The organism is Bosea sp. (in: a-proteobacteria) (assembly GCF_023953965.1).
GTDB lineage: Bacteria > Pseudomonadota > Alphaproteobacteria > Rhizobiales > Beijerinckiaceae > Allobosea.
Genome location: NZ_JAMLIX010000001.1, coordinates 1,410,172 through 1,433,005 on the forward strand (window position 1 = coordinate 1,410,172; position 22,834 = coordinate 1,433,005).

Annotated in this window: 12 protein-coding genes; 6 read left to right on the top strand and 6 right to left on the bottom strand. The window is 67.3% G+C overall.

Features of this window, described 5'->3' with window-relative positions:
* The first annotated feature begins 75 nt into the window (after positions 1 to 75).
* The 4 genes from M9917_RS06645 (at position 76) to asnB (ending at position 5,161) form a co-directional block, all read left to right on the top strand.
* Positions 76 to 1,086: a class I SAM-dependent methyltransferase gene (locus tag M9917_RS06645; RefSeq protein ID WP_297252028.1), complete on the top strand. Its 1,011-nt coding sequence runs from the start codon at positions 76 to 78 to the stop codon at positions 1,084 to 1,086.
* Entirely contained in the window at positions 1,087 to 2,094 is a 1,008-nt protein-coding gene (locus M9917_RS06650; protein ID WP_297252030.1) for a polysaccharide deacetylase family protein, read from the top strand.
* Between the two features lie 82 nt (positions 2,095 to 2,176).
* The gene (gene wecB, locus M9917_RS06655) at positions 2,177 to 3,226 is read left to right on the top strand and encodes a non-hydrolyzing UDP-N-acetylglucosamine 2-epimerase (protein ID WP_297252032.1); all 1,050 of its coding nucleotides are present in this window, start codon (positions 2,177 to 2,179) and stop codon (positions 3,224 to 3,226) included.
* Positions 3,227 to 3,262: 36 nt separating this feature from the next.
* Positions 3,263 to 5,161: an asparagine synthase (glutamine-hydrolyzing) gene (asnB, locus tag M9917_RS06660; RefSeq protein ID WP_297252034.1), complete on the top strand. Its 1,899-nt coding sequence runs from the start codon at positions 3,263 to 3,265 to the stop codon at positions 5,159 to 5,161.
* On the opposite strand, the gene M9917_RS06665 is transcribed toward asnB, so the two are convergent.
* The 6 genes from M9917_RS06665 to M9917_RS06690 all read right to left on the bottom strand — a co-directional run bounded on the left by M9917_RS06665 (position 5,148) and on the right by M9917_RS06690 (position 11,676).
* Complete coding sequence (locus tag M9917_RS06665; RefSeq protein ID WP_297252036.1) at positions 5,148 to 6,368, bottom strand: glycosyltransferase; 1,221 nt, start codon at positions 6,366 to 6,368, stop codon at positions 5,148 to 5,150. The genes asnB and M9917_RS06665 overlap by 14 nt on opposite strands.
* A gap of 117 nt (positions 6,369 to 6,485) precedes the next feature.
* Positions 6,486 to 7,583, bottom strand: a complete 1,098-nt coding sequence (locus M9917_RS06670; RefSeq protein WP_297252038.1) for a glycosyltransferase — start codon at positions 7,581 to 7,583, stop codon at positions 6,486 to 6,488.
* Positions 7,580 to 8,737, bottom strand: a complete 1,158-nt coding sequence (locus tag M9917_RS06675; protein ID WP_297252040.1) for a DegT/DnrJ/EryC1/StrS family aminotransferase — start codon at positions 8,735 to 8,737, stop codon at positions 7,580 to 7,582. The genes M9917_RS06670 and M9917_RS06675 overlap by 4 nt, the downstream gene beginning before the upstream one ends.
* Complete coding sequence (locus M9917_RS06680) at positions 8,737 to 9,339, bottom strand: acyltransferase (RefSeq protein ID WP_297252042.1); 603 nt, start codon at positions 9,337 to 9,339, stop codon at positions 8,737 to 8,739. Before M9917_RS06680 ends, M9917_RS06675 begins: the two co-directional genes overlap by 1 nt.
* Positions 9,340 to 9,343: 4 nt before the next feature.
* Positions 9,344 to 10,282: a Gfo/Idh/MocA family oxidoreductase gene (locus M9917_RS06685; RefSeq protein ID WP_297252044.1), complete on the bottom strand. Its 939-nt coding sequence runs from the start codon at positions 10,280 to 10,282 to the stop codon at positions 9,344 to 9,346.
* A 35-nt stretch (positions 10,283 to 10,317) separates the two neighbouring features.
* Positions 10,318 to 11,676: a nucleotide sugar dehydrogenase gene (locus M9917_RS06690; protein ID WP_297252046.1), complete on the bottom strand. Its 1,359-nt coding sequence runs from the start codon at positions 11,674 to 11,676 to the stop codon at positions 10,318 to 10,320.
* Positions 11,677 to 11,871: 195 nt separating this feature from the next.
* Between M9917_RS06690 and M9917_RS06695 the strand changes: the two genes are divergently transcribed.
* Complete coding sequence (locus M9917_RS06695; protein WP_297252047.1) at positions 11,872 to 13,911, top strand: NAD(+) synthase; 2,040 nt, start codon at positions 11,872 to 11,874, stop codon at positions 13,909 to 13,911.
* A 500-nt stretch (positions 13,912 to 14,411) separates the two neighbouring features.
* Positions 14,412 to 22,754 carry a beta strand repeat-containing protein gene (locus M9917_RS06700; RefSeq protein ID WP_297252049.1) on the top strand — a complete coding sequence of 2,781 codons (8,343 nt, stop codon included), beginning with the start codon at positions 14,412 to 14,414 and terminating at the stop codon, positions 22,752 to 22,754.
* Positions 22,755 to 22,834: the final 80 nt, after the last annotated feature.

The following is a 22,834-nucleotide window of genomic DNA, read 5'->3' on the forward strand; positions in this document are numbered from 1 at the left end:
CCATGGCCTTCCCGATGCGGGCGGGACCGCGCTGGCGGGCAGATTTTCAACCGGCGGAGCAGGATGTTACCGACGATGTTTTCCTGGCTGAAGCGACGCCGACCGACCCGCGACAAGGCGCAGCTTTCCGATGACATCGCCCGGTTCATCGAGAGCTCCGGGCTTCGCGCCGACAGCGAGCGCGAGGCGCGCAACTTCCTGTCCTATCTCGACAATTACCGGAAGCCCGAAACCATCGCCGCCTATCATTACGTGCTGGAGCCGCTCTTCGAGGGCGGGCTCGGCAAGCGGCCGCGCCGGATCCTGGATTACGGCTGCTGGTATGGCTTGTCGTCCGTCATGATGGCGCGGCTGGGGGCCGAGGTCGTCGGCGTCGACATCAATCCGGTCGCGCTCGAGCGCGGCACGGGCATGCTGCGCGCGATGGGGGAGGGCGGTGTGACCCTGCGCCATTGCAACGACTTCCTGACGCGGCCCGAGAGCTTCAGAAGCGATCTCGTCGTGATCATGGATGTGCTGTGCTCGGCCAACCCCGACGACCATCCGAAAATCCTCGCGGCGGCCCATGCCGCCCTCGTTCCCGATGGCTGGCTCCTGATCTCGGATGCGAACAATCTCCGCAATCGCGATGTCGTCGAGATGCTGCAGGCGCGCTGGCGCGACTACGAGATCGGCCGCGGCACGATCGATGCGCCGGCCGGGGACTATCACCAGGGCCGCAGGGCCTTCATCGCCGGGCATCTGCCCGCTGCCGACGGCGCTGTTCTGGACCGGCTCGCGCGCGAAAGCTGCTATCTGTGGGGCGACGAGCTGCTGGCGCAGGTTTCCGCGCGCATGGCGGGCACCGGGGCTGCGTCCCGTTTCGGCCCCGAGGGCCTCGTCGCGCCGGTCCGGGCCGATGACGGCTGCACCTTCGGCACGGCGATCGATCCGCTGAAGCTCGTCGGCATGCTGCGGGAGATGGGCATGGCCGTGGAGATGCGGCGTGCCCTGGCCGGCGACCCGGTCCCGCGGGACGAGGAGGAAGGCTATGCCGATCCGCATTACTTCATCGTGGCCCGCGCGCATTCGGGAAGGCGCGGTTAGATGCTGCGGAAGCTGGTGGCCCGGTTTCGCCCGCCGCTCGCGCGGCTGAAACCTTATGTGAGCGTCTGCAACGACGCGATGTCGCAAGACGAGCTCGAGAACAACGTGAATGTCCCGATGCGGGCCTTCACCGAGAGCGGCGGCATCAGCGATCTCGACGCCTATGTCGCGTTGATGGGGTTTCTGGCCGAGCGGCACGATCGGTTCGCCGTCGTGCCGGCGGAGCGGTTTCTGGACCATTGCGACTCCGACCGCGTCACCGTCTTCCTGCGGCACGACGTCGACGTCGACCTGACCGGGGCCGTGAAGATGAGCCGCGTCGAGGGCGGCTTCGGCTTCCGGAGCAGCTATTTCATCCTGCACAGCGAATGCGCCTATTACGGGCGGCTGCTGCCGGACGGTGTCTTCGAGCGCTACGGGGCGGCCGATGGCCATATCCGCGCTCTCGCGGCGAACGGGCAGGATGTCGGCCTTCATATCGATCCGCTCGGCCTGATCGGCCGCGCCGGCGTGGACGGCATCCAGGGCATGCTGCACGAATTGCGGCGCATTCGCTCTCTCGGCGTCGATGTCGACAGCGTGTGCTCCCACAATTCGAACACCGTCTACAACGCGATGAACCAGGATGTCTTCGCCGGCCGCAACATGGGCTGGCAGGATCACGTTCTGGTCCGGGGGGAGCGCGTCCCGTTGGGCCGTGTCGACGCGGCGGAACACGGTATCGCGCATTTCTGCGATTTCCTGCTGACGACGGCGACCCGGCCCGCCGATCCGACGGTCTCGGCCTATGGCTTCACCATCGACCGTCACCCGACCTTCCGGATCCAGTACGACATCAGCTTTTCGATCGTCATGGGACGGCGTTGGGAGCTCGCCGGAAGCCGGCGCTTCCTGAACAACGCTTCCAGTATCGACTACGATGATCTCTTCCCGGCCTTGTTGCAGGTGCCGCGCGGCAGCAAGATCGTTCTCAATATACATCCGATGTATTATGGGCACCGCTATTGACGGTCGATCGGTATCGCGTGCTCTTCCGGCATTCAGCGCGCAGCCCGGCGGCTTTGCGCAGGCGCTGGCGTGAGGAAATGCAATGGCTCCCATCACCGTCCTGACCGTCGTCGGCGCGCGCCCGCAATTCATCAAGGCGGCCGCCGTCAGCCGCGCCATCCGCGCCAGCGACGATTTCAGCGAGATCATGCTCCATACCGGCCAGCACTTCGACGAGATGATGTCGGACGTGTTCTTCCGCGAGCTGGAGATCGGCAAGCCCGAGGTGAACCTCGCCATCCATGGCGGGACGCATGGCGCGATGACCGGCCAGATGCTGGCCGGCATCGAGGCCTGCCTCATCAAGCGCAGGCCGGACTGGGTCCTGGTCTATGGCGACACCAATTCGACGCTCGCCGGCGCGCTCGCCGCCGCCAAGCTGCATATCCCGGTGGTGCATGTCGAGGCGGGCCTGCGCTCCTTCAACCGCCGCATGCCGGAGGAGGTCAACCGCGTCCTGACCGATCACGTCTCGGCGCTCTTGCTGAGCCCGACGATGACCGGCGTCTGCAATCTTCAGGCCGAGGGCATCACGCGCGGCGTCCATCATGTCGGCGACGTGATGTACGACGCGATGCTGCATGCGCAGAAGCGCTCGCGCGAGACCTCGACCATCCTCGCCGATCTCAGGCTGAGCGAGGGCGGCTTCGCGCTGGCGACGGTGCATCGCGCCGAGAACACCGACGATCCGGCCCGCCTGCAGGCGGTGATGGACGCGATCGTCGACGCCGCCGGCGGGCTGCCCGTCGTCCTGCCGGTGCATCCGCGCACCCGGCAGGCGATCGCGCGCCATGCGACGCGGCTCGGCCCGATCCGGACGATCGATCCGGTCGGCTATATCGACATGGTCCGCCTGCTCGACGGGGCGAAGCTGGTGCTGACGGATTCCGGCGGCCTGCAGAAGGAGGCCTATTTCGCGCGGCGTCCCTGCGTCACCCTGCGTGACGAGACCGAGTGGACCGAGACGCTCGATCATGGCTGGAACCGGTTGTGGACGGTGCCGGACTGGAAGCCGCGCTCCGATATCGCCGATTACGGGACGGGGCAGGCCGCGGCGGCCGTCCTCGACGCGATCAGGGCCTATCGCGGCTGACGGCCGGCGGCCTGGAACAACGCAGGAGCGAACCGAATGTGCGGCCTCTTCGCATCGGTGGGGTTTCCGGTCACGCCGGAGCGCATCGACATGGTGGCGCATCGCGGCCCCGACGGGCGCGGCTGGCAGGAATATCGCAGCCCTGCCGGGCCGGTCGCGCTCGGCCATCGGCGGCTGGCGATCATCGACGTCTCGGATGCCGGGCTGCAGCCGATGGCGGATGCGTCCGGGCGCTACCATCTCGTCTTCAACGGCGAGATCTACAATTACATCGAGCTGCGCGAGGAGCTCAGCGCGCAGGGCGAGGTCTTCGTCAGCGCGTCGGATTCCGAGGTCCTGCTGCGCTGCTACATGCTGTGGGGGGCGGATTGCCTGGCGCGCCTGCGCGGCATGTTCGCCTTCCTGATCTGGGATGATCGCGACAAGGTCCTGTTCGCGGCGCGCGATCGCTACGGCATCAAGCCGCTCTACCTGACCGCCCTGCAAGGCGGCGTCGCCTTCGCCTCGGAGATCAAGCAGCTTCTCGACCTGCCGGGCGGAGTGCGCCGGGTCAACCTCGCGCGGGCGCGCGATTTCCTCGCCGGCGGCATGTCGGACCACACGGCCGAGACGCTGTTTCAGGGCATCCGGCAATTGCGCGGCGGCGAATGCTGCACCGTCCCGGCGCGGGGCCCGGACGCGGGCGAGCCCCGGATCGCGCGCTGGCACGCGGTGGCGCTGCCGGCCCTCGGCGCGATCGACGAACGGGCCGCCGCCGAGCGCTTCCGCGACCTGCTCGCCGATTCGGTCAGGCTGCATCTGCGCGCCGATGTCCCGGTCGGGTCCTGCCTGTCGGGGGGGCTCGATTCATCCTCGATCGTCTGCCTGATGGCTGCGATGCTGCCGCCGGACGCGCCGGGCCTTCATACGGTCTCGGCCTGCTATGCCGAGAAGGCGGTGGACGAGAAGCCGTTCATGGACGCGGTCGTGGCGAAGACGGGTGCGCGGGCGCATTTCATCTTCCCGCGCGCCGAGGATGTGTTCGCGCGCGCCTCCGACATCACCTGGCACCAGGACGAGCCGTTCGGCTCGACCTCGATCTTCGCGCAGTGGTGCGTTTTCGAGGCGGCGCGGGCGGCCGGCGTCAAGGTGATGCTGGACGGGCAGGGCGCCGACGAATTGCTCGCCGGCTACCATTTCTTCTTCCCGGTCTATCTCGCGGAGCTCGCGCGTTCGGCGCGCCTGCTGACGCTCGGCCGGACGATCGCCGCGCGGCGCGCGCTGCACGGCCAGGGCTATGGCGGCCAGCTCGCCAGGCTCGCCTTCTCGCTGGCGCCGGACCGGGCCAAGGCCCTGGCGCGGCGCACGCATCGCGGCCGGGTGCAGCATGGCTGGCTGTCGTCGCAGGCGCTGGCGGAGCTCGACTTGCAGCCGACGGCGCTCGATACGGCCGCCGCATCGCTCGGGCTTGCGCCGCCGCGCGACGTCGCCTCGCTGTGCCTCGTGATGGCGCATGCCTCGAACCTGCCGATGCTGCTGCATTGGGAAGACCGCAACAGCATGGCCCATGGCATCGAGGCGCGCGTGCCCTTCCTCGATCCGCCGCTGGCCGATTTCGCGCTGGCGCTCGGCAACCGGCACAAGCTCGTCGGCGCCGATACCAAGCGGGTCCTGCGCCGGGCGATGGCCGATCTGCTGCCGCGCGAGGTCAGCGAGCGCCGCGACAAGCTCGGCTTCGCCACGCCCGAGGCGGCCTGGATGCGCGGGCCGTTGCGGGGGCTGGTCGAGGAGGGCGTCGAGCGCACGCTCAGGACGCTGCCGGGCCTCCTCGACGCGGCCGGCACGCGCCGTCTCGCCGCCGACATGCTCGACGGGCGCGCGCCGCTCGATTTCACGCTCTGGCGGATCGTTTCGCTCGGGCTCTGGGCCGAGCGTTTCCGGGTCAGCCTGGGCTGACGCGGCCCTCCAGGACGGGCTCGAGATTGGCGCGCAGGATGCCGCGCTCATGCTCCCAGCACAATTCGTCCGCCGCCCGGCGGGAAGCGGCCTTGAAGCGCTCGATCTGCGTGGCGTCGAGGCCGTTGATCGCGCCGGCGACGGCGAGAGGGCTGGTGCCGGCGCTGACGACGCCGACGCCGTAGCCTTCGACGATCTCGCGCAGATCCGCTCCGGGCGAGACCGCGACGGCGAGGCCGGAGCCGATATATTCGAACAGCTTGTTCGGCAGGCTGAAATGCCGCTGCTTGGTTTCGAGCGGGGTGAAATGCACGCCGATATCGGCCGTTCCCGCCGCGATCGGCATGACCCGCTCGGGCGCCACGGCCGGTTCGAAGGTCACGAGCTCCGACACGCCGAGCTGCCCGACGCGCTGGCGCAGGCGTTCGACATAGGCCGGATCGCCATCGCCACGGATGGTCAGCGCGTGCCGGACCCGCCAGTGCGGGATGCTGTCGATCAGGGCTTCCAGCCCGCGATCCTGCAGGATCTGGCCGTGATAGAGCAGCCGCAGCGGCCACTGCGTCGCGTTTTCCGGCGGCAGCGCGATCCGGTTGGGGATGTTGCGGATGACGAGCGGGCGCTCGGGCAGGCCGTAATGGCGCTGCAATTCGTCGGCGAGCCGCGGCCCGACCGTGGAGACCGCGTCGGCGGCTACGATGGCGGCGGCCTCGAGCCGCTTGACGAAGGGCTTGTAGATGATGCGCCAGGCGCGGCGCTCGTCGAATTCGAGCGTGGCGAACTCGTGCGTGTCGTAGTGAACGTAGCCGCCGGTCATCGCCTTCCATCGGATCGCGACGACGAGCGCCGGCCAGTCGTTGGCGATGACGACGCGGGCATCGGACGCGATGAGCCGCGCCAGCGCCCAGCGATGCCGGGCGCCTGCCCAGAAGCCGAGCTCGGCAGCCCAGAGGCCGAGGCGGCCGGGCAGCTGGCGAATGAGCGTGCTGGCGCGATGCCGCGGCGTCGGCCGGGGCACCGGAAGGCATTCGAAGGCATAGGGAATCTCATCCCCCGGCTCGCCGTAGCCCAGCACGAGCGGGGAGGCGCCCATCTGGGCGAGCAGCTCGCATTGGCGCAGGACGCGGCGATCGCGCGCGATCCGCGAGAACGACAGCACCACGGTCCCGGGGCGCGGCCCGGCCGTCCTGATGTTCGCTGCGTTCATGAACGGGTTCCCGGCCCTTCGAAGGTGCACATTCTTTTGCGTGCGGGCGTGTCCTGCCTCAGCTTTCCGGGGCGTGTAAAGGGCCTTGCGGATGTTTCCAAGCGGAGATTGGCGGCCTCAACGGCTCAGGACCGTTTCCAGAATATGGTGGATGTCGCCGCCGCGGCGGCGCCAGCTCGCCTCCCGCACGACATAGCGCGCGCCATTGGCGCCCATCGCCCGGGCGGCCTGCGGCGCCTCGCCGAGCTCGCGGACAGCGGCCGCCAGGGGTCCGGGCGCCGCCGCCGGCACGATCAGCCCGGCTTCATGGGCGCGGATGATATCGGACTGGAACGGCAGGTCGCTTACGATCACGGGCACGCCGCAGGCCATCGCTTCGAACAGCTTCAGCGGGGCCACGCCCGAGGCCGAGCGGCCGTCCTGGTCCTCGATGACGCAAAGGGCGGCGAGCGCGCCGCGCAGCAGCGCCGGCACGGCCTCGTAGGGCTGCCGGCCGAGCCAGAGCAGGCGGGGATCGCCGGCGGCGGCCTCGACCTTGCCGCGCTCGATGCCGTCGCCGACGACGACGAGCCTGACATCCGCCGGCCAGGCCGGCTCCCGCAGCGCCGCCAGCATGGTGGCGATGCCGTGCCAGGCGACGAGGCCGCCGACGAAGATCACATAGCGGCCGGCGATGTCGGCCTGCGGCCCGTCGGGTGTGAAGAGATCGGTATTGGCGCCGTTGGAGACGGTGCTGACCCGGTCGTGGCCGGCGAAGGCGCGGGCCCACTGCGACAGGCCCTCGGTGACGCCGATCAGATGAGCCGCGATGCGATACTGCGTCCGGTAGAGCCGGGCGAAGAGAGGCGCGAAAGGTTTCAGACGCGGATAGGTCACGCCGATGTCGGCGGGCTTGCCGTTGATCTCCTGCACCACGGGCACCGCGCGCCGGCGCGCGGCGAGCGCGAGCGGCAGCGCCATGACATGCGAGCGGACGAAGACGGCGTCGAATTCGCGCAGGCGGCGCGCCAGCGCAAGCTGCACCCGGCCATAGTCGACGAGCCGCCGCAGGAAGGAGGTGCGCGTGCTGGCGCCGCCGCTCGTGGTCGCGAAGAGCTCGACCTGCCAGCCATGCTCCCTCAGGCTGGCGATGATCTCGTCGATATGCGTCTGCGAGGCCTGCCCGGGCCGTGGCGTCTCCAGCGAGAGATAAGCCAGCCTGAGCCGCCGGTTCATGCCACCGCGGCCGCCGGCGCGGCCAGCGCCTCGCGCACGGCCGCGATGATGTAGCCTTGCGTCTCCTCGTCGAGATAGGGGTGCATCGGCAGCGACACCACCTCCTGCGCGACGCGCTCGGAGACCGGCAGGCCGTTGCCGGCGACGGGGAAATGCCTGTAGGCGGTCTGCTGGTGCAGCGGCTTCGGGTAGTAGACCGTCGTCGGCACGCCCTTCTCCTTCAGCGCCGCCTGGAAGGCGTCGCGGCGGGCGGCCGGGACGCGGATCGTGTACTGGGCCCAGGTCGAGACGCAGTCCGGCATGACATGGGGCGTGACGGCGATATCCTTCAGCGCGGCGGTGTAGCGCCCGGCCACCGCCTGCCGCTTCTCGATCTCCTCGGCATAGACCTTGAGCTTCTCGATCAGCACGGCGGCTTGGATGGTGTCGAGCCGCGAATTCACGCCGACGCGGACATTGTCGTATTTGTAGGAGCCCTTGCCGTGGAAGCGCAGCGACATCAAGAGCGCCGCGTGCTCGTCGCTGTCGGTCAGGATCGCGCCGCCATCGCCATAGCAGCCGAGCGGCTTCGCCGGAAAGAAGCTCGTCGTGGCGAAATCGCCGATCGCACCGGCTACCCGGCCCTTGTAGCGCGCGCCGTAGCCTTGCGCCGAATCCGCGATCAGGACGAGGCCGTTCTGCTTGCAGAACGCCTCGATCGGATCGTAGTCGCAAGCCTGGCCGAAGAGATCGACGCTGATCAGGGCGCGGGGGGTGAGCTTGTGCTGCCTGGCCGTGTCGAGCGCCGCGGCGAGGCCCTTCGGATCGAGGTTGTAGGTCGCCTCGTCGATCTCGGCGAAGACGGGGGTGGCGCCCATCCAGGCGACGACCTCGGCGGTGGCGGCGAAGGTGAAGCTCGGGCAGATCACCGCGTCGCCCGGGCCGATGCCGAGCGCCTCGAGCACGAGGATCAGCGCATCGGTGCCGTTGGCGACGCCGATCGCGTGCTTCGCGCCGCAGAAGGCGGCAAGCCCCTTCTCGAACTCGGCGACCTGCGCGCCGAGGATGTAGTTGCCGTCACGGACGACCTTGAGGATGGCGTCTTCCATCGCCTGGCCGATATGCCGGCGCTGGGCCTTGAGGTCGATGAACTCGATCGTCGCGCGCTCGCTCATCAGGCAATCTCCTCCAGATGCTCCGGGCCGGCTTCGCGATAGCGCGTCCCGGTCAGCGGGCAGGTCAGGTCGGGGCCGAGACGCTCGCCCGCCTTGCTCATCCAGCCGATCCGGCGCGCCGGCACGCCGGCCATCAGAGCATAGTCCGGCACGTCCCTCGTCACCACCGCGCCGGCGGCGATGAAGCAATAGGCGCCGAGCGTGTGGCCGCAGACGATTGTGGCGTTGGCGCCGATGCTGGCGCCGCGCCTGACCAGCGTGCGGCGGAACTCGGCCTTGCGGTTCATGAAGGCGCGGGGATTGTTGACGTTGGTGAAGACGCAGGAAGGCCCGCAGAACACATCCGCCTCCAGCTCGACGCCGTCATAGAGCGCGACGTTGTTCTGGATCTTGCAGCCGTCGCCGATCGTCACCCGCGGCCCGGCCATCACGTTCTGGCCGAGCACGCAGTCCCGGCCGATCGTGGTTTGCCCCAGCACATGGACGAAATGCCAGATCCTGGTGCCGGGACCCAGCGTCGCGCCCTCGTCGACATAGGCGCTCTCATGGACGAGCGCGCCGGGAAAGCGCGGGTCTTCCCGCATCTGCGACGCGCCGGCCATGCTGTCAGCCCTTGAGGTGCCTGGCGACGAAGGGGTGCGTTTCGCCCGCGCTCACCACCGGCGCATGGCGGAACTGCGAGACGACCTCGATCGAGAAGCGCACGTCTTCCAGCCCATAGCCCTTGCCGGCGAGGATCTCCTCGTAGCTGCGGGTGTGCAGGTCGGTGAAGCCGTCGGAGAACTCGACCTCCTCGCCGTCCATCGAGATCGAGCGGTAGGTCGTCTTCTGGCCCTTGACGGCGTCGGGCAGGTCGCCGGCATCGACCGAGAGGAACCAGCGCACATCCGCCTTCTCATAGGAGAGCACGCCGCCGGCGCGCTCGGCCTCGCGCAGGCTCGCGGTCTGCGATTTGAGCGGGCCGAAGACGAAGGCGAGCATGTCGAAGAAATGCACGCCGATATTGGTGGCGACACCGCCGGACTTGGCCTCGTCTCCCTTCCAGGAGGCGTGATACCAGCGCCCGCGCGAGGTGATGTAGGTGAGATCGACCGCATGGCGCTGGTTCGAGGCCGCCACGCGCTCTTTCAGCGCCTGGATCGCCGGGTGCAGCCGCAGTTGCAGGATGGTGTTGACCTTGCGGCCGGTATCGCGCTCGATCTCGATCAGCCCGTCGATGTTCCACGGGTTGAGGACGAGCGGCTTCTCGCAGATCACGTCGCTGCCGGCGCGCAGGCCGAAGCGGATATGGGCGTCGTGCAGGTAGTTGGGCGAGCAGACGCTGACATAGTCGATGCGCTCGCCGCGGCGGCGCAGCTTGTCGACATGCCGGTCGAAGCGCTCGAACTCGGTGAAGAAATGCGCCTGCGGGAAATGGCTGTCGATGACGCCGACGGAATCATTGGGGTCGAAGGCGACCTTGAGATCGCCGCCGACGGCCTTGATGGCCTTCATGTGGCGCGGCGCGATGTAGCCGGCGGCGCCGATCAGGGCGAATGAGGTCATGCTTTCGTACTCTGGTGTTTTCCGGAGGTTCCGGCTCAGGCTTTGACGATGTTGCCGCCGGTCAGGCCGGCCTTGGCGCAGGCGTTGCGCGTATCGACCACGAGGCGGGCTGCAGTGACGAGCGCCTTGTAGTCGACCGCGTCGTGGTCGGTCGCGATCAGCACCGCGTCATAACTCTCGACCGTCTCGGGCGAAAGCGCGACCGAGGCCCGGCCGGTCAGGCTCGCATGCTCGCGCGTCGGCGGGATCACCGGCACATGCGGGTCGTGATAGTCGGCCCTGGCGCCGCGCTCCTCGAGGAGCTCGATCAGGCGCAGCGAGGGGCTCTCGCGCATGTCGTCGATGTTCTTCTTGTAGGCGATGCCGATGACCAGGACCTTCGCCTGGCTCAGGCCCCGGCCCTGCCGGCGGTCGAGCGCCTCGCCGACGCGGTCGATCACCCAGTGCGGCATCGCCGTGTTGATCTGACCGGCGAGCTCGATGAACTGCGTCGTGATGTCGAACTCGCGCGCCTTCCAGGTCAGGTAGAACGGATCGATCGGGATGCAGTGGCCGCCCAGCCCGGGGCCCGGATAGAACGGCATGAAGCCGAAGGGCTTGGTCTTGGCGGCGTCGATCACCTCCCAGACGTCGATGCCCATCTTGCCGTAGATCACCTTGAGCTCGTTGACGAGGGCGATGTTGACGGCGCGGAAGATGTTCTCGGTCAGCTTGACGGCCTCGGCCGTGGCCGAGGAGGAGACCGGCACGGTCTTGACCACGAGGGCGCCGTAGACGGCGTCGGCGAGCGCAAGCGCGTCCGCGCCGTCGCCGCCGACGACCTTCGGGATGGTCGATGTGCCGAAATCGGGATTGCCGGGGTCCTCGCGCTCGGGCGAGAAGGCGAGATAGAAATCGGTTCCGCTCTTCAGGCCCGTCGCCTCGAAGACCGGGCGCATGATCTCGTCGGTCGTGCCTGGCCAGGTCGTCGATTCCAGCACGACGAGATGGCCCTTGCGCAGGCGCGGCGCGATGGCGCGCGCCGTGCTCTCGACATAGCTCAGATCGGGCTCGCGGTGCCGGGTCAGCGGCGTCGGCACGGCGATGATGATGGCGTCGACGTTACCGAGCTCGTCGAAATCGGTGGTGGCGCGGAAGCGCTCTTCCGCGATCGCGGCGGCGATCGCCGCGGTCGGGATATGCTTGATGAAGCTCTCGCCGCGGTTGATCTGGTCGACGCGCTTGGCGTCGATGTCGAAGCCCACGACCGGGAAACCGGCCTTGCAGGCCGTCAGCGCCAGCGGAATGCCGACATAGCCGAGCCCGATGATGCCGATCCGGTAATCCTTGCTGGCGATGCGCGCGAGCTGTTCGGACAGGTCGAGGGCAGGGCGGGAGGATGTCGAGGCTGACATGAGCGGCTTTCCGCTGGGTGGGCGCATGGGGTGCGCAGGCGAGATCGAGGGAGGCTTTGCCGGCCGGTTAGAACGATGTCAACATCCGGCGTTTCGATTTCGGGCCTTTTCGGGCGGGCGAGGCGGCTTGCTGCGTCGGGGTTTCATGCGCGATAAGCTCGGCTGGCATTCCCGGCTCGCTCCGACGGGGTTTTCATGAGTTTCCGCAATATCCACGCTCACGGCCTCGTCCGCCTCGCCTGCGCCGCGCCACGGCTGAAGGTGGCCGACCCCGCCTTCAACGGGGCCGAGACCGTCGCCATGCTGCGCCGCGCCGACGAGAGCGGCGCCTCGCTGTGCCTGTTTCCGGAGCTCGGCCTTTCCGCCTATGCGATCGACGATCTCTTGCAGCAGGGCGCCCTGCTCGATGCGGTCGATGCGGCGCTGGCCGCGCTTGTTGCGGAAAGCCGCAGCCTCAGCTGCGCCGCCGTGGTCGGCGCGCCGCTGCGCGTCGGGGGGCGGCTGTTCAACTGCGCCGTCGCGATCCATCGCGGGCGCATCCTCGCCGCCGTGCCGAAAACCTACCTGCCGAACTATCGCGAATTCTACGAGCGCCGCCAGTTCGCCCCGGGCGAGCGGGCGGATGCCCTCTATATCGATCTGTGCGGGCAGGAGGTGCCGTTCGGCACGGACATCCTGCTGGCAGTGAGCGATATCCCGGATCTCGTCGTCCATATGGAGATCTGCGAGGATGTCTGGACGCCGATCCCGCCTTCCTCCTTCGCGGCGCTGGCCGGCGCCACCGTGCTGCTCAACCTCTCGGCGTCCAACGTCACCATCGGCAAGTCGCAGTGGCGCCACGCTCTTTGCAAGGCGCATTCGGGGCGCTGCATCGCCGCCTATGCCTATTCGGCGGCGGGCGCCGGCGAATCGACCACCGACCTCGCCTGGGACGGGCAGGCGATGATCTACGAGAACGGCGCGCTCCTGGCCGAGGCCGAGCGCTTCGCCGCGGAGCCGCAGTTGATCCTCGCCGATATCGACCTCGAGCGGCTGGCGATGGACCGCATCCGCCAGAACACCTTCGGCGACAGCGCTGATCTGCATCGCGAAAAGCTCGGTTTCCGCCGCATCGCCTTCGCGCTCGATCCCGATCGCGAGAGCGATCTGGGGCTCGCGCGTGCCGTCGAGCGCTTCCCCTTCGTGCCGAGCGACGATGCAAGGCTGAGCGAGCTGTGCTTCGAGGCCTACAACATCCAGTCGCATGGCCTGCGCAAGCGGCTGGAGAGCACACGCCTCGACAAGGTCGTGATCGGTGTCTCCGGCGGGCTCGATTCGACGCAGGCGCTGATCGTCGCCGCCCAGACCTTCGATGCGCTCGGTCTGCCGCGCGAGAACATCCTCGCCTATACGCTGCCGGCCTTCGCCACCAGCAAGGGCACGAAGGACAATGCCTGGCGGCTGATGCGGGCGCTCGGCGTCAGCGCGCAGGAGATCGACATGACGCCGGCCTGCCGGCAGATGCTGATCGATATCGGCCATCCCTTCGCCCAGGGACAGCCGGTCTACGACGTCGCCTTCGAGAACGTGCAGGCCGGCGCGCGCACCTCGGTGCTGTTTCGCCTCGCCAACCGGCACAACGGCCTGGTGATGGGCACCGGCGACCTCTCGGAGCTGGCGCTCGGCTGGTGCACCTACGGCGTCGGCGATCACATGTCGCATTACAACGTCAACGGCTCGGTGCCGAAGACGCTGATCCAGCACCTGATCCGCTGGGTGGCGCAGTCCGGCCGCTTCGGCGCGGAAGCCTCGGCGGTGATGCTCGACATCCTCGCGACCGAGATCTCGCCCGAGCTGGTGCCGGGCGAGGGCGATGCGCCCGCGCAGAAGACCGAGGATTTCGTCGGCCCCTACGCGTTGCAGGACTTCAACCTGTTCTACACGACGCGCTACGGCTTCCGGCCGACGAAGATCGCCTTCCTCGCCCAGCACGCCTGGGCCGATGCCACGGGCGGCGCCTGGCCGCCGAACCTGGAGGCGGCCAGGCGCGTCGCCTATGACCTGCCCACGATCAAGCGCTGGCTCAACGTCTTCATCCGCCGCTTCTTCGAGACGAGCCAGTTCAAGCGCTCGGCCGTGCCGAACGGGCCGAAGGTATCGTCGGGCGGCTCGCTCTCGCCGCGCGGGGACTGGCGCGCCCCGAGCGACGCCTCGGCCGCCCCCTGGCTGACGGACTGGGAGCGGATTCCCGATTGAGCGGCGAGCCCGGCTCATTCATCCGAATCGAGCGGGTTTCGCGCGGCTGCGCGGCCTCGGCGCTCTCTCGAAATTACCTAAGGTAATACGTACAGATTTCGGCCATAGGCGGTGGCGAGGCCCGATGCCCTAGTGGAAATTGAGGGACGATCGGGCGTTGATATTGCTTCTATTTCTGATATGCATCCCTATGCAGCAATGGGTAGAATTTCGCGTGTGTTTCCGAGTTTAATGCCGCCTGCGCGTTCAAGGGGAGGCATGCGTATCCAGGTTTGGATGCTTATGTAAGCGAAGGTTTTCATAAGCATCTTGGCTAAAAAATATAATATTCCAGGGAGAGGGCAATGTCTGTTGTAACCAAGCTGGTTGACATCGGTCAGATTTTCACCGGTTCGGGATCGACATGGTATCGACCTCAGCGTGCGGCTTGGAACGGAGATCCCATCTACATTAATCAGTATACTGCCTCGAGCGGTTACAATTCGTCCGGCCCCAACGTGGTGGAGCTTGTGCTGCAAGGGGAGAATCGGTTCGGCGAGGTCTCTCAATACGCCGTTCCCATCGCCTCCTACACGACCGGCTTGACCGTCACCGGCTCCGAGGTGGGCGACAAGGGGGTCATGCTCCTGTCCTCGCCCACGCAAGGGCTCGTCAACGGCGCGGCTGTCTGGGCTGTTCCGACCGGAACTCCGGGGACGTTCGATATCAAGTTCAAGAGTTTCTCGTTCCAGCCGGCCGCGATCGCCCGCGATACCGGATATTTCGATACCTACAATCTCGGCCCCGAAATCACCCTTGCCTCGGGTATTTCGAACTACAGCTCGCTCGATTTCAATAATTTGATGCTGCCCGGCGGACCGGCCGTGGTCATCGGCTACACGACGCGGGCGGCCGGTGCGCCGACGCAGGACGTCGTCTACCAGGCTTTCGACGGGCAGGGGCAGGCCATCGGGCCGCAGGTCAGCTTCAATACGCGCGCCGGGGCCCCGTTCCTGATCTCGGACAACGGCACGGATTTCCTGTTCGTGTCGGAAAAGATCACCGCTGGGGTGGCCTCGATCGAGCTGCGCAGCTTCTCGCCCGAGACGGGAGCGGTGGGCGCGTCGACGACGATCGCGACCAATTTCGCGACCCTGTTCAACATGTCGGTCCTGCGCCAGTCGGATGGGAGTTTCGATATCGTCGCCGAGGGCAAGACGGCGACCAATCAGCATTTCCTCAACATCTATCAGGCCGATGCGTCCTTCCATGTCTCGGCTCCGCCCGTGACGATTACGCTGGCATCGGCCAACAGCATCCGGATGAACGCCCAGCGCATGGCGAATGATTCGCTGGTGCTGGCCTATACCGATCAGAACAAGGTGCATTTGGCCGTCTACGATGCCGCGGGTGTGCAGATCGATGATTTCATCGTGCCCGGCCTCACGAATTTCGATCGGATTCGCAGCTTGGGCCAGAACCAGTTCGAGCTGGTCTGGCGAGAGACGGTTTCAGGCGCCGAGAACGCGGTGAAGGCTGCCGTCTACGACGTCAATACGAGCGCCCGGAATGTCGACCAGTCCGGCTCGTCGAGTTCCGTCTGGCTGCTGGGCAGCCATTTCAACGATGTCCTGACCGGCGGCTCGGCCGGCGACATCTTCAAGGGCTATGCCGGGAACGACCTGATCATCGGCGGCTCCGGCCAGGATATCGCCAAGTACACCGGCAACAAGGCCGATTACACGCTCGTGCGCAACGTCGACGGCTCGTGGACGGTGACCGATACGCGTGGCGGCTCGCCCGATGGCACCGATACGCTCCGGAGCGTCGAGATCCTCGACTTCGCCGACGGCCAGAAACAACTGATCTCCGTCCAGGCGACGCAGCTCACCCAGACCGGCCCGGTTTTCCTGGACAATGCGCACGCGCCGATCACGGGCGTGGTCTGGGGGCGCCCGCATCGCGGCGCCTCGAGCGGAGACGGGGTCTTCATCGGCAGCTACAGCCCGACGGCCGGTTATGTGCCGGGAGGCCCGAACCCGCAGACGCTGGTCCTGGCCGGGCAGGACAAGTTCGGCGAACTCGATGAGACCATCGTCATCGCCAACTATACCAGCGGCAAGACGGTCCGCGGCAACGAGGTGCAGGACAAGAGCGTCATCATATCCAAGCAGGCTTCCGGGGGCGCGCCCGCCGAAGGCTTCGCCATCTGGGTTGAGCCGACGGATGGCGGCCCGGCCGGGACGTTCGACGTCAAGCTGCAGGCGCTGACCTTCGCGGCCAACCAGCTCGCCTATGAGACCGGCAGCCCCAGCGTCACGCTGGTGGGGGTGCCGACGACCCTGTTCGCCGGGGTGAGCGAGTATAACGGCCTCGACTGGAACGTGGCCGCCGACGGGACGATCGTGGTCGGCTACACGACGCGGGCCGTGGGCTCGGTGGCGCCGGATTATTGGTTCGCCAAGGTCGACCCCCTGACCGGGACGGCGGCTTACGCGCCGCAGAAGTTCGCGACGACGTATGAAAATGTTGCGATCTCCGTCCTGGGCGGCGATTTCACGCTGATCAGCGAGGATCGCAGCGGCCCCTCGGCGAAGCTGACGTTCCAGCACTTCGATGCGGATACCGGCACTTACGGGCCGGTCACGGGCGTGGCCGATCCCGGCAGCTTCTCGGACATGTACCAGGTCCTCGAGCTCGGGCAGTCCGACGGCTCCCGCATGCTCGTCATCGAGGGCATCCAGCTTGGAACCGGGGCGCATATCCTCCAGACGCTGACCGTCAATGCCGCGAACATCCTGACCAGCACGTCGACGCCGGTCGTGTTGGCGCCGGGCCAGTCGCTCGGCCGGCTGCAGCACCAGGTGCTCGCGAACGGGCTCAATGCGGTCGCCTATGCCGACAACAACGTGGTTCATCTGTCGCTGTTTGATGTGTACGGCAATCTGGTCAGCGACACGGTGGTGCCGGGCCTGACCACCTTCGACCGCCTGCGCAACCTCGGCCAGAACCAGGTCGAGCTGATCTGGCGGGAGACGGTTTCGGGCAACGAGAACGTGGTCAAGGCCGCGATCTACGACGCCAACGACGGCGGGCGCTTCGTCGACTTCTCGGGCTCGGGCTCGGCGCAATGGGTGCTCGGCAGCCATGTCGACGATGTCCTGACCGGCGGCTCGGCCGGCGACATCTTCAAGGGCTATGGCGGCAACGACCTGATCATCGGCGGCTCCGGCCAGGATATCGCCAAGTACACCGGCAACAAGGCCGACTACACGCTCGTGCGCAACGGTGACGGCTCGTGGACGGTGACCGATACGCGGGTGGGCTCGCCCGACGGCGTCGATACGCTCCGGAGCATCGAGATCGCCGACTTCGCCGATGGCCAGCAACAGCTGATCTCCACCCAGGCGACGCAGCTCACCGAGCTCGGCCCGGTTTTCCGGAATGGCGCCGACGAACCGATCACCGGCGTGGTCTGGGGGCGCCCGCATCGCGGCGCCTGGAATGGGGACGTGGTCTTCATCGATGGCTACAGCCCGACGGCCGGCTACACGCCGGGCGGGCCGAATGCACAGACGCTGGTCGTGGCGGGGCAGGACAAGTTCGGCGACCTCGACGGGGCCGTCGTCATCGCCAACTATACGAGCGGCAAGACGGTCAATGGCGCCGAGGTCCTGGACAAGAGCGTCATCATGTACAAGCAGACTTCGGGGGGGCCCGCCCAGGGCTTCGCCGTCTGGGTGGCGCCGACGGATGGCGGCGCGCCCGGGACGTTCGACGTCAAGCTGCAGGCTTTGAATTTCGCCGCGAGCAACCTGGCTTATGTCGGCAGCCCCAGCATCACGCTGGTGGGGGCCCCGACCAACCTGTTCGCCGGGGTGGCCAACTATAGCAACCTCGACTGGAACGTGGCTTCCGACGGGACGATCGTGGCCGGCTACGGGACGCGGGCCGTGGGCGCGTCGACCATGGATTACTGGTACGCCAAGGTTAATCCCGCGACCGGGACGGCGGCTTACGCCCCGCAGAAGATCGCGACGGGGAACGACTACGTCGTCATGTCGGTGTCGGGCAACCAGTTCACTTTCATCAGCGAGGATCGCAGCAGCGGCGAAGCGAAGCTGAAGTTCCAGAACTTCAATGCGAATACGGGTGCGCTCGGGCCGGTCGTGGGGGTGGTCGATCCCGGCCACCTCCAGGATATCTACCAGTTCCTCGAGCTCGTGCAGTCCGACGGCTCGCGCCTGTTCGTCGCCGAAGGCATCCAGCAGGGCACCGGGGCGCACGTCCTCCAGACCTTCGCCGTCAGCGCGGCGAACACGCTGGTCGGCACGCCGACGACGACCGTGCTGGCGTCGGGCCAGTCGCTCGGCCGGCTGCAGCATCAGCTGCTCGCGAACGGGATGAACGTCGTCGGCTATGCCGACAACGGCGAGGTTCATCTGTCGCTGTTCGACAAGTACGGCAATCTGGTCAGCGACATGATCGTCCCCGATCTCACGACCTTCGATCGCCTGCGCGGCCTCGGCCAGAACCAGGTCGAGCTGATCTGGCGGGAGCCGGTTTCGGGCGCCGAGAACGTCGTCAAGGCCGCGATCTTCGACGGGAACGATGACGGGCGTGTCGTCAACTCCTCCGGCTCGGGTTCCGCGCAATGGATTCTCGGCAGCCATTTCGACGACATCCTGCTCGGAGGCTCCAACGCGGACATCTTCAAGGGCTATGGCGGCGACGACTTCATCGAGGGCGGCGGAGGCGTCAACAAGGCCAAGTTCACCGGCGACATGGCCGACTACGACATCGTCGATAACGGCGATGGGAGCTGGACCGTCACCGATCTGCGCGCGGGATCGCCCGACGGTCAGGATTTCCTGCGGAGGGTTCAGGTTCTCGAGTTCGCCGATCGGGCGATCACGCTCGGCCTGGCCGCCAATGCCGACACCGGCGCCACGGTCGCGGGCGTCGCGGCGGGCAACGTCCTGACGAACGATATCCGTCCCGCGGGCGATTCGCTGTTCGTCAGCTCCGTCAATGGCCTGAGCGCCAATGTCGGGATCGCGACCGCCGGTTTGTACGGGACGCTGACCCTGAATCCGAACGGCAGCTACAGCTATGTGGCGTCCGGTGCGTCCGGAGCCACCGGGTCGCATCTCCACGACGTTTTCACCTATACCATGACCGATTTCACGGTTGGCGCCTTCTTCGGATCGGCTTCCGCCTCCTCCGGCACCGTCACGCTGGACATCACCCTGAACCGGGCTGCGGTCGTGAGCGCCTCGGCCTATACGCCGGCGCATCGCAGTACGAGCGTGGCGGCGAGCGCGCTCTTCAGCGTGGCCGACGACGACGGCGATGCCATCACGAAGTACGAGTTCTGGGACGACACGACGGCGTCGACGAGCGGGCATTGGACCTTGTCGGGCGCCGCTCAGGGGAGCGCGCGCGGCATCGTCGTGAATGCGGCCGACCTCGCCAACATGCAATGGACGGTGGGCTCGACGGCCGATACGGTTTTCATCCGCGCCTTCGACGGTTTCGAGTGGAGCGCGTGGAAGAGCTTCACCATCGCCACCGCGCCGGAGAGCATTCCCGTCGTCACGGCGAGCGCGACGGTGACGCCGGCCCATGGTGCCACGAGCCTGATAGCGTCCTCGCTCTTCAGCGTCACCGACGCGGATGGCGACGCGATCACGAAGTACCGGCTGTGGGACGGCAATGCGAGTGCGTCGAGCGGCCACTGGACGGTGAACGGCGTCGAGAAGGGAGCGAGCCTGACCATCGAGATCACGGCGGCGGAGTTCGCCAACACGGTCTGGACGGCGGGTTCCGTGAGCGATGCGGTGTCGGTGCAGGTCTTCGACGGCGTCGCCTGGAGCGCCTGGAAGGACTTCACGATCGCGGCGCCGCCGAACGCGGCACCGACCGTGACGGCCGCGACCTACACGCCGGCGCATGGCGCCCTGACGACGCAGGCCTCGCTGGTGTTCACCACCAACGACGCGGATGGCGACGCGATCACGAAGTATCGGCTGTGGGACGGCAATGCGAGTGCGTCGAGCGGCCACTGGACGGTGAACGGCGTCGAGAAGGGAGCGAACCTGACCATCGAGATCACGGCGGCGGAGTTCGCCAACACGGTCTGGTCGGCTGGTTCCGTGAGTGACGCCGTCTCGGTGCAGGTCTTCGACGGCGTCGCCTGGAGTGCGTGGGCGAACTTCACGATCGCCGCGCCGGCGAACGCGGCGCCGACCGTGACGGCCGCGACCTACACGCCGGCGCATGGCGCCCTGACGACGCAGGCCTCGCTGGTGTTCACCACCAACGACGCGGATGGCGACGCGATCACGAAGTATCGGCTGTGGGACGGCAATGCGAGTGCGTCGAGCGGCCACTGGACGGTGAACGGCGTCGAGAAGGGAGCGGACCTGATCATCGAGATCACGGCGGCGGAGTTCGCCAACACGGTCTGGTCGGCGGGTAGCGTGGGCGACACCGTCTCGGTGCAGGTCTTCGACGGCGTGGCCTGGAGTGCGTGGGCGAACTTCACGATCGCGCCGCCGCCGAACGTGGCGCCGACCGTGACGGCTGCGACCTACACGCCGGCGCATGGCGCCCTGACGACGCAGGCCTCGCTGCTGTTCACCGCCAACGACGCAGATGGCGACGCGATCACGAAGTACCGGCTGTGGGACGGCAATGCGAGTGCGTTGAGCGGCCACTGGACGGTGAACGGCATCGCGAAGGGAGCGAACCTGATCATCGAGATCACGGCGGCGGAGTTCGCCAACACGGTCTGGGCGGCTGGTTCCATGAGTGACGCCGTCTCGGTGCAGGTCTTCGATGGTATCGCCTGGAGCGCGTGGGGGAGCTTCACGATCGCGGCGCCGCCGAACGCGGCGCCGACCGTGACGGCTGCGACCTACACGCCGGCGCATGAAGATCTGACGATACAGGCGTCCGCGCTCTTCACCACCAACGACGCGGATGGCGACGCGATCACGAAGTACCGGCTGTGGGACGGCAACGCCAATACGTCGAGTGGCCACTGGACGGTGAACGGCGTCGCGAAGGGAGCGAACCTGACCATCGAGATCACGGCGGCGGAGTTCGCCAACACGGTCTGGTCGGTGGGTAGCGTGGGCGACACCGTCTCAGTGCAGGTCTTCGACGGTATCGCCTGGAGCGCCTGGAAGGACTTCACGATCGCCGCGCCGCCGAACGCGGCGCCGACCGTGACGGCTGCGACCTACACGCCGGCGCATGGCGCCCTGACGACGCAGGCCTCGCTGCTGTTCACCACCAACGACGCGGACGGCGACGCGATCACGAAGTACCGGCTGTGGGACGGCAACGCCAATACGTCGAGCGGCCACTGGACGGTGAACGGCGTCGAGAAGGGAGCGAGCCTGACCATCGAGATCACGGCGGCGGAGTTCGCCAACACGGTCTGGACGGCGGGTTCCGTGAGCGATGCGGTGTCGGTGCAGGTCTTCGACGGCGTCGCCTGGAGCGCCTGGAAGGACTTCACGATCGCGGCGCCGCCGAACGCGGCGCCGACCGTGACGGCCGCGACCTACACGCCGGCGCATGGCGCCCTGACGACGCAGGCCTCGCTGGTGTTCACCACCACCGACGCGGATGGCGACGCGATCACGAAGTACCGGCTGTGGGACGGCAATGCGAGTGCGTCGAGCGGCCACTGGACGGTGAACGGCGTCGAGAAGGGAGCGAACCTGACCATCGAGATCACGGCGGCGGAGTTCGCCAACACGGTCTGGTCGGCGGGTTCGGTGAGCGATGCGGTGTCGGTGCAGGTCTTCGACGGCGTGGCCTGGAGCGCCTGGAAGGACTTCACGATCGCGGCGCCGCCGAACGTGGCGCCGACCGTGACGGCCGCGACCTACACGCCGGCGCATGGCGCCCTGACGACGCAGGCCGCGCTGCTGTTCACCGCCAATGACGCGGATGGCGACACGATCACGAAGTACCGGCTGTGGGACGGCAATGCGAGTGCGTCGAGCGGCCACTGGACGGTGAACGGCGTCGAGAAGGGAGCGAACCTGACCATCGAGATCACGGCGGCGGAGTTCGCCCAAACGGTCTGGTCGGCGGGTAGCGTGAGTGACACCGTGTCGGTGCAGGTCTTCGACGGCGTGGCCTGGAGCGCCTGGAAGGACTTCACGATCGCCGCGCCGCCGAACGCGGCGCCGACGGTGAGCGCGACCGACAAGGCCGCGACCCACGGACAGGTCTTTGCCGCCTCGGCGCTGTTCAGCGCCGCCGATACGGATGGCGACACGATCACGAAGTATCAGATCTGGGACGGCAACGCGAATGCGTCGAGCGGCCACTGGACCGTGAACGGTGCGACGCAGGACGCCGGACGGTCGATCGAGATCGGCGCGTCGGACCTGGCGAACACCACGTTCCAGAGCGGTTCCGGCTCGGACCTGCTCTATGCGCGGGCCTTCGACGGCCTGATCTGGGGCGATTGGAAGGCATTCACGGTCACGGCGCCGCTGGACGTCGCGCCGGTGGTGCATGCGGACGCCGGCTACGTCGTGGCGACCAATGAGATCGTCGAGGCTTCCGCCTTCTTCGACGTGACGGATGCCGAAAACGATACGATCACCAAATATGAGTTCTGGGACAGCAATCCGGCAGCGAACAGCGGGTACTGGTCGGTGAACGGAACGCCCCAGCATGCCCAGGAGGCGATCGAGGTCCTGGCGGCCGATCTCGCTTCCGCGAGCTTCACGGGCGCATCCGCCGAAACCACCGATCAGCTCTATGTGCGCGCCTTCGACGGCTATCTCTGGAGTGACTGGAAGGCGTTCAATGTGACGTCGTTATCGCATGGCTGATACGGCGTTCCTCGCGGCGGGGCCGGCTGCAGGGTGTCCGGCTTCCGCGCCGGCCCCGCGGCATGTGCCATGCCGCGGGG